This window comes from Rhizobium anhuiense bv. trifolii, from assembly GCF_024346605.1.
GTDB classification, from domain to species: domain Bacteria; phylum Pseudomonadota; class Alphaproteobacteria; order Rhizobiales; family Rhizobiaceae; genus Rhizobium; species Rhizobium anhuiense.
The window spans coordinates 669,675-686,039 of sequence record NZ_CP098804.1 but is presented as its reverse complement, the minus strand read 5'-3'; the positions used below and the strand labels follow the sequence as shown (position 1 = coordinate 686,039).

The window sequence follows — 16,365 nt, the reverse complement described above, 5'->3', positions numbered from 1 at the left end:
GTCGCCTTACGCTTGGATCGTCAGGCCGCCGCGACTTTGCCTGAGAGCGCCTGGTCCATGGCCGCCTGGAGTTGCTCCTGCGTGAATGGCTTCTTCATCCGCAGCATCCGGCCGAGGCCATGGTCTTCGGAAAACTCGGCATAGCCAGAGGCAAGGATGATCGGCAGGCCTGGAAAGGAAGAGCGAAGGTGACGCGCAAGCTCCGCGCCCGTCATACCCGGCATGGCATGATCGGTGATGACGAGATCGCAATCCTGTCCGCCGGCAAAGAATTCCAAAGCCTGGGACGCGGAAGACGCTTCCTGCGGCAGGTGCCCGAGATCCTCCAGCATCGCTACGGTTCCCGTCCTGACCAGCGCGTCGTCGTCGACGACGAGAATGGCAAGCGGCCGAGACGAGGGTTTCAACGGCTCCGTCGCCGGAGGCTCGACGGCAGGCAACACCTTGACGAAGGTTTCGGCGACGGGCAGCCACAGGCATATGGTCGTGCCCTTGCCCCTTACGCTCGATATCTGGATCGAGCCGCCGGATTGCGCCGCCAGGCCATGAACCATCGACAGGCCGAGACCAGTGCCCTTGCCGACTCCTTTGGTGGTGAAAAACGGTTCGGCAGCACGCGAGACCGTTGCCTCGTCCATTCCCTCGCCATCATCCGACACCGATATCCTGATGTAATTCCCGCCCGCGAGGCTGGCCGGCCGGCTCTCTTCGGCCGCCGCGGCAACCGTCACGGCGCCGCCACTTTCGAGTGCGTCCCGGGCATTGACGAACAGATTGAGCAGCGCCAGTTCCAGCTGGTTGCTGTCGACCAGCAGGGGCGCGAGATCCGCCGGGATGCTTTTGCGGATTTCGATGCGCGGCCCCACCGCCTTGGCGAGGAGATCCTCGACGTTTTCGAATAGCCTGAGGAAATCCACCGCCTGCGGCTTGAGCTCCTGGCGGCGCGCGAAGGCAAGCAGGCGCTGGGTCAGTGCCGTGCCGCGCTCGGCCGCCTGGATCGCGTTCGTCACCAAGCGTTCGCTGCGTTCATCCGGCGGAAGCCGTTTCTTCAGAAGATTGAGGCTGCCGAGAACCGCCATCAGGAGGTTGTTGAAGTCGTGGGCGACGCCACCCGTGAGGTGACCGATCGTGTCGAGCTTCTGCGCCTCGAACAGCTGTGCGAGCGCCTCCTCGCGCTCCCGTGTCCGTTGATCGATCCGATGTTCGAGCTCTTCGTTGAGTTCACGCAACTGCGCTGCCGAAGCCTCGAGCTCGGCGGTACGCTGATGAACGCGGGCCTCCAGCTCGGCGTTCAGGCGTTCGAGCTCCCGCGTCTTCCTGTAGAGATCGGCAAAGACCCGCACCTTGGCTCTCAGCACCTCCGGGACGATCGGGACGGAGACGTAGTCGACCGCGCCCACCGCATAGCCACGCAGCCGATCCGGTTCGGCGAGCATGACGGCGGAGACGAAGATGATCGGCGTGTTCTGATAGCGCGGATGCTGCCGGATCATGCTAACGAGCTCGAACCCGTCCTGTTCAGGCATGCAGACATCGACGAGGATCACCGCGATTTCGGTGCGCAACAGGTGCTCGAAGGCCTCGCGGGCGGATTGCGCCTTTATGAGGTTTTCTTCGAGTTCTTCGAGAATGACCTCGTAACTCAGGAGCTTGGCCGGCTGGTCGTCGACGAGGAGGATGTTGACGGGGTTCATGGCCAGATCCTCAACGATGCAGCCACATACGAAGAGCCGACAGAAGCTGTTCGGTATTGACCGGCTTCGCCAGGTAGTCCGAGGCGCCCGCTTCCAGGCATTTCTCGCGGTCGCCCTTCATCGCCTTGGCCGTCAGCGCCAGGATCGGCAGCCGCCGGAACCGGGGTTCCGAACGGATGACCTGCATCGTCTCATAGCCGTCCATTCCAGGCATCATGATGTCCATCAGCACGATCGCGACAGAGGGTTCGTTGTTGATGACGTCGATGGCTTCGCTGCCGGTCGTCGCGGTCAGCACCTTCATTCCCCGGCGTTCGAGGACACTGCTCAAGGCGAAGATGTTGCGGGCATCGTCATCGACGAGCAGGACGGTTTCACCGACCAGATCCTCATCCGAGCTGTGCAAATCCCGCAGAGTTGCCTGCTTTGCGGCCGGCAGGTCGGCGACGACCCGGTGCAGGAACAAGGCCGTCTCATCCAGAAGGCGCTCAGGCGACTCGACGCCCTTGACCACGACGCTGCGGGCCATGCTGTGCAGCGTCGCGTCTTCCTCGGCGGAAAGCTCCCGGCCGGTGAACACGACCACCGGCACCTCGCCGATCTCGGCGTCGTCGCGAATCTGCTCCAGCACGTCGAAGCCGGACATGTCGGGAAGGGAAAGGTCGAGCACCACGCAGTCGGCGGCATTATGCCGAAGGACGGCGAGAGCCTCCGATCCGGAGCCGACGCTGGTGATATCGATGTCGTCATGTCCGAGAAGGGCGGTGACGCTCAGACGCTCGGCCTCGTTGTCTTCCACGAGCAGCAGATGCTTGCGGCGCGGCTGCGCATAGGCCTTCAATCGCGACAGCGCCTTGCCAAGCCCTTCCGGCGTCGTCGGCTTGCTCATGAACGCGAAGGCGCCGCGGGTCAGACCATGCTGGCGATCCTCGTCGAGGCTGATGATCTGGACTGGAATATGCCGCGTCTGCGGATTCTGCTTGAGCTGGCTGAGTACGGTCCAGCCAAGCATGTCGGGCAGGAAGATGTCGAGCGAGATCGCCGCCGGCCTGTAGTCCTGGGCGAGTGCGAGCGCATCGCTGCCGCGCATCGCCACCAGAACCTTGAAGCCGTTGTCGCGGGCGAGATCCACCAGGACGCGAGCATAATGCGCATCGTCCTCGACGACGAGCAGCACCGAGTCGCCGGCTGCTATCTGGTGGCGATCGTCTTCGACATGTTCGGCAGGTTTTTCGGCCCGGCGGCTGGCGGCCGCTTCGGCGAATTCCACGACATTTGCCGGCGGAACGGACTTCGGCGCAACCGCGCCGGCGCCGACATAGGTGAGCGGCAAGTAAAGGACGAAGGTGCTGCCAACCCCGGGCGTGCTGCGCAGCTGGATCTCACCGCCGAGGAGGTTTGCCAGTTCGCGGCTGATCGCCAGGCCGAGGCCCGTGCCGCCATATTTGCGGCTCGTCGAAGCATCCGCCTGCTGGAAGGCCTCGAAAATGATGCGCTGCTTTTCAGGCGGTATGCCGATGCCGGTATCGACGACTTCGAAGGCGATCACCGAAGGCGCGTGCTTGAGCGAGGGATGATCGGACGACCAGCCGCTCGTTGCCGCAGCGACGCGAAGCGTCACGCCGCCCTGCGCGGTGAACTTGAAGGCATTCGACAGCAGGTTCTTGAGGATCTGCTGCAACCGCTTCGAATCCGTGATGAGGCTCTTTGCGACATCGGCGCCGACATCGACTGCGAAAGACAGGTTGCGGTTTTCGGCCTCGTGCCGGAATGGCCGCGCCATCATCTCGAGCAGATTGCTGACGAAGATCTCCTCGGCATCGACCGAGACCGTTCCGGACTCGATCTTCGACAGGTCGAGAATGTCGCTGATGAGGTTCAGCAGATCGGTGCCCGCGCCGTGGATCGTCTTGGCGAACTCGACCTGTTTTCCCGACAGGTTGCCATCCGGATTTTCTCCCAGCTGCTGGCCGAGGATGAGGATCGAATTCAAAGGTGTGCGCAGCTCATGCGACATGTTGGCGAGGAATTCGGATTTGTACTTCGACGTCAGTGCGAGCTCGGTTGCCTTTTCCTCCAGCGCGCGCCTGGCCTGCTCGATTTCCTGGTTCTTCGCCTCGACTTCGACGTTGCGTTCCTCCAGCTGCTGCGCCTTCTGCCCGAGTTGCTCGTTGGTCTGCTGCAACTCGCGCTGCTGCGTCTGAAGCTCGGCGGCAAGCTGCTGGGACTGCTTGAGCAGGCCTTCGGTCTGCATGGTCGCTTCGATGGAATTGAGGACGATGCCGATTGATGTCGTCAGCTGATCGAGGAAGGACAGCTGCAGCTCGGTGAATTCGCCGGCGGAGGCAAGCTCGATGACCGCCTTCACCTGGCCCTCGAAATGCACCGGCAGCACGATGGCGCTTCTCGGCAGGGTGGTGAACACCCCGGAACTGATTGGAACGACGTTATCGGGAAGGTCGGTGACCAGGATGCGGCGGGCGTCGCTGGCGCATTGCCCGACAAGTCCCTGGCCGAATTCGAGCCGGGCCGGATGCGCCGCCTCAACCCCTTGCGCATAGACGGAGAGCAGCGACAAGACCGGCTGCCGCTCGTCGGCATCCACCTGGTAGATGACCCCCTGATGGGCGCCGACCAGAGGTGCTAGCTCCGAAAGCAGCATCTTGCCGACCAGCGTCAGGTCGCGCTGGCCCTGCAGCATATTGGTGAAGCGCGCCAAATTGGTCTTCAGCCAGTCCTGCTCGGTGTTGCGCTCTGTGGTCAGGCGCAAATTGTCGATCATCGTGTTGATGTTGTCCTTGAGTTCGGCCACTTCGCCACGCGCGTCGACCTTGATCGAGCGCGTCAGGTCGCCCTTGGTGACGGCGGTCGCCACTTCGGCAATGGCGCGCACCTGCGTCGTCAGGTTGGCGGCCAGCAGGTTGACGTTGCCGGTCAAGTCCTTCCAGGTGCCTGCTGTGCCCGGAACATTCGCCTGACCGCCGAGGCGGCCTTCCACGCCGACCTCACGCGCCACCGTGGTCACCTGATCGGCAAAGGTCGCAAGCGTGTTGGTCATGTTGTTGATGGTTTCGGCAAGGGCGGCCACCTCGCCCTTGGATGCGACGGTGAGATTCTGCTTGAGGTCGCCGTTCGCCACCGCCGTCACCACCTTGACGATGCCGCGGACCTGCTCGGTCAGGTTGGCGGCCATGACGTTGACGGTGTCGGTCAGGTCCTTCCAGGTGCCGGCGACACCCGGCACCTGCGCCTGGCCGCCAAGCTTGCCTTCGGTGCCAACCTCGCGGGCAACACGCGTCACTTCGCCGGCGAAAGCATTGAGCTGGTCCACCATCGTATTGATGGTGTTCTTCAGTTCGAGAATTTCCCCCTTCACGTCGACGGTGATCTTGCGCGACAGGTCGCCGCGCGCCACGGCCGTCGTCACTTCGGCGATGTTTCGAACCTGGGTCGTCAGATTGGCGGCAAGCAGGTTGACGTTGTCGGTGAGGTCCTTCCAGGTGCCGGCGACGCCGGGAACGACGGCCTGGCCGCCGAGCCTGCCATCGGTACCGACTTCGCGGGCGACACGCGTCACTTCGCCGGCAAAGGAGCGAAGCTGATCGACCATGGTATTCAAAGTATCCTTCAGGAGCAGGATTTCGCCGCGCACGTCGACGGTGATCTTGCGCGACAGGTCGCCATTGGCGATCGCGGTCGCGACCTCGGCGATGTTGCGCACCTGCGCCGTCAGGTTGCCGGCCATCGAGTTGACGCTGTCGGTCAAGTCTTTCCAGGTGCCGGCGACACCGGAGACCTGCGCCTGGCCGCCAAGCTTGCCTTCGGTGCCGACTTCGCGCGCCACACGCGTCACTTCGCCGGCGAAGGCGTTCAGCTGATCGACCATCGTGTTGATGGTATTCTTCAGTTCGAGGATTTCCCCTTTCACGTCGACGGTGATCTTGCGCGACAGGTCGCCGCGCGCCACGGCGGTCGTGACTTCGGCGATGTTGCGCACCTGGCCGGTGAGGTTGGAGGCCATGGAATTGACGTTTTCGGTGAGGTCCTTCCAGGTGCCGGCGACGCCCGGCACCTGCGCCTGACCGCCGAGCTTGCCTTCGGTGCCGACCTCGCGCGCGACGCGCGTGACTTCGGAGGCAAACCGGTTCAGCTGATCGACCATGGTGTTCAGCGTTTCCTTGAGCTCGAGGATTTCCCCCGAGACCGACACCGTGATTTTCTTCGACAGGTCGCCATTGGCGATCGCGGTCGAGACTTCGGCAATGTTGCGCACCTGTGCCGTCAGATTGCCCGCCATGGAATTGACGCTGTCGGTCAGGTCTTTCCAGGTGCCGGCGACGCCAAGCACGTTCGCCTGGCCGCCAAGCCGCCCTTCCGTGCCGACTTCGCGCGCCACGCGCGTCACCTCGCCGGCAAAGCCGTTGAGCTGGTCGACCATGGTGTTGATGGTCTCCTTCAGTTCGAGGATTTCCCCCGACACGGTGACGGTGATCTTCTTGGAAAGGTCTCCCTGGGCGACGGCGGTCGCGACTTCGGCGATGTTGCGCACCTGTCCCGTCAGGTTGGAGGCCATGGAATTGACGCTGTCGGTCAGATCCTTCCAGGTGCCGGCGACGCCGCGCACATTGGCCTGGCCGCCAAGTCGCCCTTCCGTTCCCACTTCGCGGGCCACACGTGTCACTTCCGAAGCGAAGGCGTTCAGCTGGTCGACCATCGTATTGATGGTTTCCTTCAATTCGAGAATCTCGCCCTTCACGTCGACGGTGATCTTCTTCGACAGATCGCCATTGGCGATCGCGGTCGAGACCTCGGCGATGTTGCGGACCTGCGCCGTCAGGTTGCCGCCCATCGAGTTGACGTTTTCGGTCAGATCCTTCCAGGTGCCGGCGACGCCGCGCACATTGGCCTGGCCGCCGAGCCGGCCTTCCGTACCCACTTCGCGGGCCACGCGGGTCACTTCCGAAGCGAAGGCGTTCAGCTGATCGACCATCGTGTTGATGGTCTCCTTCAGCTCGAGAATTTCGCCTGACACCGTCACGGTGATCTTCTTCGACAGGTCGCCATTGGCGATCGCGGTCGAGACCTCAGCAATGTTGCGCACCTGTGCCGTCAGGTTCGAGGCCATGGAATTGACGTTGTCGGTCAAGTCCTTCCAGGTGCCGGCCACGCCCGGCACCTGCGCCTGGCCGCCGAGTCGCCCCTCGGTGCCGACTTCACGCGCCACACGCGTCACTTCGCCGGCAAAGCCGTTGAGCTGGTCGACCATCGTGTTGATGGTTTCCTTCAGTTCCAGGATTTCACCCGAGACGTCGACGGTGATCTTGCGCGACAGGTCGCCGCGCGCCACGGCAGTGGTCACCTGGGCGATGTTGCGCACCTGGGCCGTGAGGTTGCCGCACATGGCGTTGACGCTGTCGGTCAGATCCTTCCAGGTGCCGGCCACACCCGGCACCAGCGCCTGTCCGCCAAGCTTGCCTTCGGTGCCGACTTCGCGGGCGACGCGCGTCACCTCCGAGGCGAAGGACCTGAGCTGGTCGACCATCGTGTTGATCGCTTCTTTCAGTTGCAGGATTTCGCCGCGCACGTCGACGGTGATCTTCTTGGAGAGGTCGCCATTGGCAACGGCGATCGTCACCTCAGCGATGTTGCGCACCTGCGCCGTCAGGTTCGACGCCATCGAGTTCACGCTTTCGGTGAGGTCCTTCCAGACACCCGTCACTTCGGGCACCTGCGCCTGTCCGCCGAGCTTTCCGTCCGTGCCGACCTCACGGGCAACGCGCGTCACTTCCGATGTGAAGACGCTCAGCTGCTTGATCATCGTGTTGACGATATCGGCCGAGCGCAGGAATTCGCCTTTGAGCGCCCGCCCGTCGACATCAAGCGGCACGGTCTGCAACAGGTCGCCCTTGGCAACGGCCGTGATCGTCCGGGTCACGGCCGTCGTCGGCCACAGGAGATCGTCGATCAGGCCGTTGATCGATCCTTCCATCTCTGACCAGGAACCATCAGACAGGCCGAAGCGCACGCGCGTGCTCGTTCGCCCGTCCCGGCCGACGACCTGACCCACATGTTCGAGCTGCTGGGCCATGCGTTGATTGGCGGCAATGATGTCGTTGAGAGCGTCGGCGACCTTGCCGGTGACGCCTGTGAGATCCGACCGCATCCGCACGGAAAAATCGCCGCGCCTGACTGCGACAAGGACCTCCAGAAGCGCGCTGGCGTCGTCGAACGCCATCGTCTTGTGGTCGTGCCCATTGATGCTGTCCGGCGTGACGCTATCCCGCGAAAATTCACTGGCTTGATTACTCACGAAAATCCCCCCTGTTCGACTGGAGATAATTTAGTGCTCGAGTGGAAAAAGGGTATGGCCGGACCGCGCGGTTGTACAGACCGATATGTCCTGCCGTCAGCCGTAAACTTCGCCTGCGCGGGAACAGTTTCCCGCCGGCCGTCGTTTCCACCCCGAATGGAGAGCGACATGTCGAACGTCTCGAGAACAGGCAAGGAAGAGATCAACAACGCGACCAACCCGAACACGTTTGGAAAGTCGGTCGAGAGCCAGGCGCAAATCGAGGACGCGGCTGCGCAGGCGGCGTCCGGCGCTGGCGGCGAAATGCTCAACATCTACCGATTGGAGCCCATCGCGGCGCCTGACGATCCGCGATGGGACAATTCCCCGGGGCACGGTATTGTCATCGTCGCCGCCAGGACGGCGGGCGACGCCAGGATCGTCGCTGCGGCTCGTGAGCTCGACTTCATGGAAGTGGATGCGGCGCCCGCCGAGGATGTCACAACGGCCAATGCGAGCGCCTTTCGGGACGACAAGCTCTACACCGTCATCGAGATCGATCGGAACCGGCGCGATGTCACGCGCGGGATCGTCGACGGTGAAGTTACCGTCGACACGATCCGGCCGGTTCAACCGGACTGACGTAGCAATGTCCCGGCGCAATCGGCGATGCGCCGGAGCGTCATCAAGTGGCCCCTCGTTTCCTCGGAGCTCTTATGAACACGGCCAACCTTCAGCTCAAGGGCCTGATCATGGCAATGGCGTCGATATGCGACGCAATCGTCGAGAAGGACCTGCTCACCCGTCAGGAACTCAATGCCGCGCTCTCGAAAGCCAAGAAGGCCATCGAGGAGGACGACGACCATGAGCTCTCGGATGCCAACCGCGCCGCGATCCTGTTTCCCATACGAGTGCTGCTACTCGCCGAGGAGGCAAGCGGGAGAGGCGAACAGTTGACGTTTTCGGATTATGCCAAGCTCGTGGGAAAGATGAGCTGATGACCATGTTCGAGTCGCGGTCCCCGCTCCGCGCCTCAGTGGCAGGCTTAGATGGTCTGAAATCAGTCGAGCGGTTGCAACCGGCTCGGTCTGTTCCTCTGTAGATCCGCGATAGAAACCAACGCGTTGTTCGACGCGTGTCGGCGGGAACAATTCTCGTTCCGCACCTTTCTCGAAAATCCTTGTTGCAAATCAGTCGCAATTGCAGAATAGATAGGGGCAGACTTATCAGCAGCAATTGCCAATGCGTCGCATTTGCATCAGCGGACTGATTGCGGTCGACGCTGCGCCAAGGCGAGATCGGGAAACGATGGATGACGCAAAGAGAGAGGAAAGTTCATGCTTAGTCGAATGAGACGCCGGGTCGTAACCGGGCTGGCGGCCATCGCCGCACTCGGCGTGATGGCTGGCAGTGCCGCCGCGCAGGAGAAGTTCAAAGCTGTGACCACCTTCACCGTTATTGCCGACATGGCCAAGAACGTGGCCGGTGATGCGGCGATCGTGGAATCGATCACCAAGCCGGGCGCCGAGATCCATGAGTATCAGCCGACGCCCGGCGATATCCAGCGGGCGCAGGGCGCGCAGATCCTCCTGTCGAACGGGCTCAACCTCGAGCTATGGTTCCAGAAATTCTATCGGAATCTCAAGGATGTTCCCGACGTCGTGGTCTCGACCGGCGTCGAGCCGATGGGCATCAGCGAAGGTCCCTATAGCGGCAAACCCAATCCGCATGCCTGGATGTCGCCGAAGAATGCGATCATCTATGTCGACAACATCCGCGACGCCTTCGTCAAATACGACCCGAAGAACGCCGCGATCTACAAGGCCAATGCCGAGGCCTACAAGAAGGAGATCGAGGCGACCATCGCGCCGATCCGCGAGAAGCTCGATACCATTCCCGAGGACAAGCGCTGGCTGGTGTCGAGCGAAGGCGCATTCTCTTATCTCGCCCGCGACTTCGGCTTGAAGGAGCTCTATCTGTGGCCGATCAATGCCGATCAGCAGGGCACGCCACAACAGGTCCGCAAAGTCGTCGATGCCGTCAGGGCCAATAAGATCCCTGCCGTGTTCAGCGAGAGCACGGTGTCGGACAAGCCGGCCCGCCAGGTCGCCCGCGAGACCGGCGCCCGTTATGGCGGTGTTCTCTATGTCGACTCCTTAAGCGACGCTGACGGTCCCACGCCGACCTATATCGACCTGTTGCGCGTGACCTCCGACACTGTCGTCAAGGGCCTAGCCGAAGGCCTGTCGCAATGAATGCGATCGTCTCCCCGGTTTCCCCCGCATCTTCGGATGTGGGCGCCGGCATTTCCGTGAGGGATGCCACGGTCACCTATCGCAACGGCCACACGGCGCTGCGCGACGCCAGCTTCCAGACACCTACTGGCACCATCACCGCGCTCGTCGGTGTCAACGGTTCCGGCAAGTCGACCCTGTTCAAGGCGATCATGGGCTTCGTGCGTCTGGCCAGGGGGGAGATTTCGGTGCTCGGCATGCCGGTCGAACAAGCGCTGCGGAAAAATCTCGTCGCCTATGTACCGCAATCGGAAGAAGTCGACTGGAATTTTCCGGTGCTGGTCGAGGACGTCGTCATGATGGGGCGCTACGGCCACATGGGGATGATGCGAATACCGAAGGCGGCCGACCACGAAGCCGTGTCCAAGGCGCTCGCCCGCGTCAACATGAGCGAATACCGCAAGCGTCAGATCGGCGAGCTGTCCGGCGGCCAGAAGAAGCGCGTCTTCCTTGCTCGGGCGCTGGCGCAGGACGGTCGCGTCATCCTGCTCGACGAGCCTTTCACCGGTGTCGATGTCAAGACCGAAGAGGCCATCGTCAAGTTGCTCCGCTCGCTGCGCGATGAAGGCCGGGTGATGCTGGTCTCGACCCACAATCTCGGCAGCGTGCCGGAATTCTGCGACCGCACGGTGCTGATCAAAGGCACCGTATTGTCCTACGGACCGACAGACGAGACCTTTACGCAGGAAAATCTCGAAAGAACCTTCGGCGGCGTGCTTCGCCATCTCGTGTTGAATGGCTCCGGCGGCAAGCCATATCCCGTCGGCATCCTCACTGACGACGAGCGGCCGCTGGTCCTGCGGGAGGGCAAGCTGCTCGCGCCGGCCCCGGCGAACAAAAGCGATGGACAAGCCTGATGGCCGGCATTCTCGAACCCTTCACCTATGACTATATGCTGAACGCCATGTGGGTATCGGCTCTTGTCGGTGGTGTCTGCGCCTTCCTGTCCTGTTACCTGATGCTCAAGGGCTGGTCGCTGATCGGCGACGCACTTTCCCATTCCATCGTGCCGGGTGTCGCTGGCGCCTACATGATCGGACTTCCCTTCTCGATCGGCGCCTTCTTCTCCGGCGGCCTGGCTGCCGCAGCGATGCTCTTCCTCAACCAGCGCACCAAGCTGAAGGAGGACGCCATCATCGGCCTGATCTTCTCCTCATTCTTCGGGCTTGGCCTGTTCATGGTATCGCTCAGGCCGACTGCAGTGAACATCCAGACGATCGTGCTCGGCAATATCCTCGCGATCACGCCCGAAGACACGCTCCAGCTTGCCATCATCGGTTTCGTTTCGCTCGCCATCCTGCTGGTGAAATGGAAGGACCTGATGGTCGTTTTCTTCGACGAGACCCATGCCCGTTCAATCGGACTTAACCCGACGCGGCTCAAGATCATGTTCTTCACGCTGCTGTCGGCATCGACGGTCGCGGCACTCCAGACCGTCGGCGCCTTTCTCGTCATCTGCATGGTGGTGACGCCGGGCGCGACGGCTTACCTGCTGACGGATCGCTTCCCGCGGCTGCTCGTCATCGCCGTGGCGATCGGGGCAGCGACCAGCTTCATCGGCGCCTATGTGAGCTATTTCCTCGACGGCGCGACCGGCGGCATCATCATCGTCCTCCAGACGCTGATCTTCCTTGTCGCCTTCTTCCTGGCGCCCAAGCACGGAATGCTGGCAAGCCGGCGCAGAGCCGCACAAGCTCTGGAGGTATCCCCATGAATGGTCTCACCGCCCTGCTGGCGCCGTTCCAGTTCGATTTCATGATCAACGCCCTGATCATCTCGGTGCTGATCGCCATCCCGACCGCGCTGCTCTCCTGCTTCCTTGTGCTCAAGGGCTGGGCGCTCATGGGAGACGCCATGAGCCATGCCGTATTCCCAGGCGTGGTCATCGCCTATATCGCGGGCTTTCCCTTCGCCATCGGCGCCTTTGCAGCCGGGATGGTCTGTGCGCTTGCCACCGGTTTCCTCAAGGATAACAGCCGCATCAAGCAGGACACGGTGATGGGCATCGTGTTTTCGGGCATGTTCGGGTTCGGCCTGGTTCTCTATGTGAAGATCCAGTCCGAGGTGCATCTCGACCACATCCTCTTCGGGGACATGCTCGGCATCGGGTTTCCCGACATCGTGGAGACGGGAGCCGTTGCGATGCTGACGGCCACCATCATCGCCGTCAAGTGGCGTGACCTGCTGCTGCATGCGTTCGATCCGGCGCAGGCCAGAGCGGTCGGACTGAGGGTGAATCTCCTTCACTATGGCCTGCTCTGCCTGCTCTCCTTGACGATCGTGGCAGCACTCCGGTCGGTCGGGATTATTCTCGCCATTTCGCTGCTGATCGCACCAGGCTCCATCGCTTATCTGCTGACGCGCCGCTTCAGTGCGATGCTCGCTCTGTCGGTCGCAATCGCGGTGGTCATGGCCTTTGCCGGCGTCTATCTTTCCTTCTTCATCGATAGCGCACCCGCTCCGACCATCGTTCTTCTGTTCGCGATCGCCTTCGTTGGAGCCTTCCTCCACGCCACCCGCAAGACCGCGCGCATCGAAACGAGCGAGGCAACCTGAGGAGCCGGCGTTGCCCGGCGCATGTGCTCTGCTCTCGAATTTTGCGATAAGTTGATTTATTCTGTCTTGTTTTCTGGCTACTCCCAAGGCTATACCCCGGCCGCATACACTCACGCACCGGGGATTTCTTCGTGACCAGCCTCAAATCAATTCTGGCCGCCTGCGGCCTTGCCGCCCTGATCGGCTTTGCCGCAAATCCATCTTTGGCCGGTTCGACGACCTACCCGTTGACGCTGGACAACTGCGGTGCTGAGGTAACTTTCAAGAAGGCGCCCGAGCGGGCGATCGGCCTCGGCCAGAACAGCGCGGAAATCCTGCTGTTGCTCGGCCTCCAGGACAAGATGGTCGGCACCGCCTTCTGGCCGAGCAAGGTCCTGCCGCAGCTCGCCGAGGCCAATGCCAAGGTCAAGCTCCTGACCGTCGAAATGCCGACCTTCGAGTCGATCCTCGCCGAAAATCCCGACTTCGTGGCGGTGGCCTTGCCGAGCCTGGTCGGGCCGAACAGCAAGGTCGCCAAGCGCGACGATTTCGACAAGGTCGGTGTCGCCACCTATCTCTCGCCCAGCACCTGCCTCAGCACCAAGGACGTCAAGGACCAGTACGGCAGCCGCGGCGAGCTGTGGAACATGGATCTTCTCTACAAGGAGATCGACGAACTCTCTGAGATTTTCGACGTCGCCGACCGCGGCCAGGCGCTGATCGCCGACTTCAAGGCGCGTGAGGCCAAGCTTCGCTCCGGCGTTTCCAAGGACGGCGTGAACCTGTCCTATGTCTTCTGGTTCTCCAGTCCCAGCCCGTCGGCCGATGCCTATGTCGGCGGCAAGAACAGCGCCTCCGGCTTCATCGCCGACCTGCTCGGCGGGCATAATGCGATATCAGCGGAAGCCGAATGGCCGACGATCGGTTGGGAAGGCATCATCGCCGCCAATCCTGACGTGATCGTCGTGGCCAGCCTCGACCGTAACCGTTGGGAACTCGACAAGCCGGAGGCCAAGATCAAGTTCCTGAACACCGACCCGGCCGTCAGCCAGACCCCAGCCGTCAAGAACAAGGCGATCGTCGTCATGGACGGCCAGGCGATGAACCCGACCATCCGCACGATCTACGGCGCCGAGCAGGTGGCCGAGCAGCTGAAGGCTCTCGGTCTGCTGAAGTGACGGAAGCGGGCAGTCTCTTCCGGCAGCTGGGAGCGGCCACCGCACTGCTGCTCGCCTCCCTCTGCCTCATCGCTGTCGCCGTCGGCGTCAGCGTCGGCATCGGCGACCTGCCGATCCCGCTGGCGACCACTTTTTCGGCCGTCACCAACCGGCTCGGATGGACCGCGGTCGAACTGAACCGCATCCACGAGACCGTCATCTGGGATTATCGCCTGAGCCGCGCGCTCGTCGCCGCCTTCTGCGGCGCGGGCCTTGCGCTGTCGGGCGCGATCATGCAGTCGCTGCTGCGCAATCCGCTTGCCGAACCCTATGTGCTCGGCATCTCCGCCGGCGCCTCCACCGGCGCCGTCGCGATCGTCATCTTGGGCGTCGGCTCGGGCGCGGTATCGCTATCGGCCGGCGCCTTTGCAGGGGCCTTCGCGGCCTTCTTCTTCGTCGCACTGTTGTCGAACGGCACGCGCGGCGGCGCGGACCGCACCATTCTCGCTGGCGTGGCCGCATCGCAGCTCTTCAACGCCTCGACCTCCTATATCGTCACCACCTCGGCCAATGCGCAGCAGGCCCGCGACGTCATGTTTTGGCTGCTCGGCAGTTTTGGCGGCGTGCGCTGGCCGGAATTCGCGCTGGTTTCGATCGTCGTCGGGTTCGGCCTCGCCGCCTGTCTGTTCTATGCGCGCGTGCTCGACGCCTTCGCTTTCGGCGACGAGGCGGCATCCTCGCTCGGCGTCAATGTCGGCCGCGCCCGCATGGTGCTCTTCGCGCTGACCGCAATGATGACGGCGACGATCGTCAGTATGGTTGGCTCCATCGGCTTCGTCGGCCTCGTCGTGCCGCATGTCGCCCGCTTTGTCGTCGGACCGCTCCATATCCGGCTGCTGCCGGCCTGCGCCATAACAGGGGCGATTTTCATGGTGCTCGCCGACATCGCCGCGCGCGCCCTCATTCCCAACCAGATCCTGCCGATCGGCGTCGTCACGGCCCTGGTCGGCGTTCCCTTCTTCTCCCTCATCCTCTACCGGTTCCAGCGCGCGACATGAGCATCAAGGCCGACAACCTCACCTGGAAAATTGGCAGGAAGACCATTCTGGACGGCGTCTCCCTGGAGGCGCAGCCCGGCCGGATGCTCGGCCTGCTCGGGCCGAACGGCTCGGGCAAGACCTCGCTGCTCAGGCTTCTCGCCGGCCTGAAGCGGCCGCATGCCGGCCGCGTCACGCTCGACCGCAGCGATATCGGCACGATCAACCGCCGCTCGATCGCCCGGCGCATCGCCTTTGTCGAGCAGCATGCCACGACGAATGCCAATCTGAAGGTGGTCGACGTCGTCAAGCTCGGAAGGTTCCCGCACCGGTCGATGTTCTCGGGCTGGACCAAGGCCGACGAAGAGGCGGTCGAAAGTGCGCTCGCGCGCGCCGGCATGGCGGAGAAACGCGACGATCGCTGGCAGAATCTCTCGGGCGGCGAAAAGCAGCGCACCCATATCGCAAGGGCACTCGCTCAGTCGCCGCAGGAGCTGATCCTCGACGAGCCGACGAACCATCTCGACATCCAGCACCAGATCGGCCTGATGCGGCTCGTCTCCGGCCTGCCGATCACCAGCATCGTCGCTTTGCACGATCTCAACCATGCCGCCATGTTCTGCGACCAGCTGATCATCATGCAGCAGGGCAGGATCGTCGCCACCGGCGCACCGCAGGACGTATTGAGCGAGGCCCTTCTGCGCGACGTCTTCTCCGTCGAAGCCCGCATCGAAGCCTCACCCTATCACTCGCGCCCGCATATCCATTATCTCAGGTGAGAGCGTCTCAGGTCACGATCTGCAGCGGCAAAGCGGTCGTCTTTTTCAGTGTCTTGAGGACGATGCTTGACTTGACCGACGCCAGATTGTCGGTGACCCGGATCATTCTTTCGAGAAACTGGCTGAGATGTTCGAGGTCGCGCGTCATGACCTTCATCAGAAAGTCGGCGTCGCCGGTCTGCGAATAACACTCCAGGATCTCCGGCGCGGTCTCGATGAAGCGATGAAGCCGCTCGTTGCCGCCTTCCGTATGTGCTCTCAAGCTGACGAGCGTATGGGCAACGACGGTAAAACCCAGTTTCACGGGATTGAGGATGGCGACGACACTCTGGATATATTGCTCGTTGCGCAGCCTTTCCAAACGGCGAGCGCATTGGGTCGCAGAGAGATTGACCTTCTGAGACAGCTCGCTCTGCGTCACCTCGCTGTTTTGCTGGAGGGCGGCAAGCAATTTGATATCGAATGGGTCAAGCATGACCGCCCTCCTCGAACGGTGAATTTCTGCACATCATAGCCATATCGCGCCGATTGTCTGCATGATGGCGCGGTTTCAGGGAGATAATCGCAGAAATTCGTCGTG

At 62.4% G+C, this 16,365-nt stretch carries 12 protein-coding genes; 9 read left to right on the top strand and 3 right to left on the bottom strand.

Annotation, left to right across the window (positions count from 1 at the left end):
* Positions 1-20 precede the first annotated feature (20 nt).
* A complete protein-coding gene (locus NE851_RS34835; protein WP_047618922.1) occupies positions 21-1,694 on the bottom strand; it encodes a response regulator in 1,674 nt (557 codons plus the stop codon).
* A 10-nt stretch (positions 1,695-1,704) separates the two neighbouring features.
* Positions 1,705-8,004: a HAMP domain-containing protein gene (locus NE851_RS34830; protein ID WP_097543750.1), complete on the bottom strand. Its 6,300-nt coding sequence runs from the start codon at positions 8,002-8,004 to the stop codon at positions 1,705-1,707.
* Positions 8,005-8,160: 156 nt separating this feature from the next.
* Here NE851_RS34830 and NE851_RS34825 point away from each other — a divergent pair, with 156 nt between their 5' ends.
* From NE851_RS34825 to NE851_RS34785, 9 genes are all read left to right on the top strand, one after another.
* Complete coding sequence (locus NE851_RS34825) at positions 8,161-8,625, top strand: hypothetical protein (RefSeq protein WP_080759940.1); 465 nt, start codon at positions 8,161-8,163, stop codon at positions 8,623-8,625.
* Between the two features lie 74 nt (positions 8,626-8,699).
* Complete coding sequence (locus NE851_RS34820) at positions 8,700-8,981, top strand: hypothetical protein (protein ID WP_048338452.1); 282 nt, start codon at positions 8,700-8,702, stop codon at positions 8,979-8,981.
* Positions 8,982-9,320: 339 nt separating this feature from the next.
* Positions 9,321-10,238, top strand: a complete 918-nt coding sequence (locus NE851_RS34815) for a metal ABC transporter substrate-binding protein (RefSeq protein WP_127431086.1) — start codon at positions 9,321-9,323, stop codon at positions 10,236-10,238.
* Positions 10,235-11,134, top strand: coding sequence for a manganese/iron ABC transporter ATP-binding protein (locus NE851_RS34810; protein ID WP_048338450.1), 900 nt, complete (start codon positions 10,235-10,237; stop codon positions 11,132-11,134). Before NE851_RS34815 ends, NE851_RS34810 begins: the two co-directional genes overlap by 4 nt.
* Positions 11,134-11,991 carry an iron/manganese ABC transporter permease subunit SitC gene (gene sitC / locus NE851_RS34805; protein ID WP_132574993.1) on the top strand — a complete coding sequence of 286 codons (858 nt, stop codon included), beginning with the start codon at positions 11,134-11,136 and terminating at the stop codon, positions 11,989-11,991. Before NE851_RS34810 ends, sitC begins: the two co-directional genes overlap by 1 nt.
* Complete coding sequence (locus NE851_RS34800; RefSeq protein ID WP_127431085.1) at positions 11,988-12,833, top strand: metal ABC transporter permease; 846 nt, start codon at positions 11,988-11,990, stop codon at positions 12,831-12,833. Before sitC ends, NE851_RS34800 begins: the two co-directional genes overlap by 4 nt.
* 131 nt (positions 12,834-12,964) lie before the next feature.
* Entirely contained in the window at positions 12,965-13,990 is a 1,026-nt protein-coding gene (locus NE851_RS34795; RefSeq protein ID WP_127431084.1) for an ABC transporter substrate-binding protein, read from the top strand.
* Entirely contained in the window at positions 13,987-15,027 is a 1,041-nt protein-coding gene (locus NE851_RS34790) for a FecCD family ABC transporter permease (RefSeq protein ID WP_048338447.1), read from the top strand. The genes NE851_RS34795 and NE851_RS34790 overlap by 4 nt, the downstream gene beginning before the upstream one ends.
* Complete coding sequence (locus NE851_RS34785; protein WP_047618897.1) at positions 15,024-15,785, top strand: ABC transporter ATP-binding protein; 762 nt, start codon at positions 15,024-15,026, stop codon at positions 15,783-15,785. Before NE851_RS34790 ends, NE851_RS34785 begins: the two co-directional genes overlap by 4 nt.
* Positions 15,786-15,792: 7 nt before the next feature.
* On the opposite strand, the gene NE851_RS34780 is transcribed toward NE851_RS34785, so the two are convergent.
* A complete protein-coding gene (locus NE851_RS34780; protein ID WP_048338445.1) occupies positions 15,793-16,260 on the bottom strand; it encodes an Lrp/AsnC family transcriptional regulator in 468 nt (155 codons plus the stop codon).
* Positions 16,261-16,365: the final 105 nt, after the last annotated feature.

Bases quoted from the DNA above. Each gene is read 5' to 3' on its own strand.
- NE851_RS34835 (WP_047618922.1), bottom strand. From the start codon at position 1,694: ATGAACCCCGTCAACATCCTCCTCGTCGACGACCAGCCGGCCAAGCTC.
- NE851_RS34825 (WP_080759940.1), top strand. From the start codon at position 8,161: ATGGAGAGCGACATGTCGAACGTCTCGAGAACAGGCAAGGAAGAGATC.
- NE851_RS34820 (WP_048338452.1), top strand. From the start codon at position 8,700: ATGAACACGGCCAACCTTCAGCTCAAGGGCCTGATCATGGCAATGGCG.
- NE851_RS34815 (WP_127431086.1), top strand. From the start codon at position 9,321: ATGCTTAGTCGAATGAGACGCCGGGTCGTAACCGGGCTGGCGGCCATC.
- NE851_RS34810 (WP_048338450.1), top strand. From the start codon at position 10,235: ATGAATGCGATCGTCTCCCCGGTTTCCCCCGCATCTTCGGATGTGGGC.
- sitC (WP_132574993.1), top strand. From the start codon at position 11,134: ATGGCCGGCATTCTCGAACCCTTCACCTATGACTATATGCTGAACGCC.
- NE851_RS34800 (WP_127431085.1), top strand. From the start codon at position 11,988: ATGAATGGTCTCACCGCCCTGCTGGCGCCGTTCCAGTTCGATTTCATG.
- NE851_RS34785 (WP_047618897.1), top strand. From the start codon at position 15,024: ATGAGCATCAAGGCCGACAACCTCACCTGGAAAATTGGCAGGAAGACC.
- NE851_RS34780 (WP_048338445.1), bottom strand. From the start codon at position 16,260: ATGCTTGACCCATTCGATATCAAATTGCTTGCCGCCCTCCAGCAAAAC.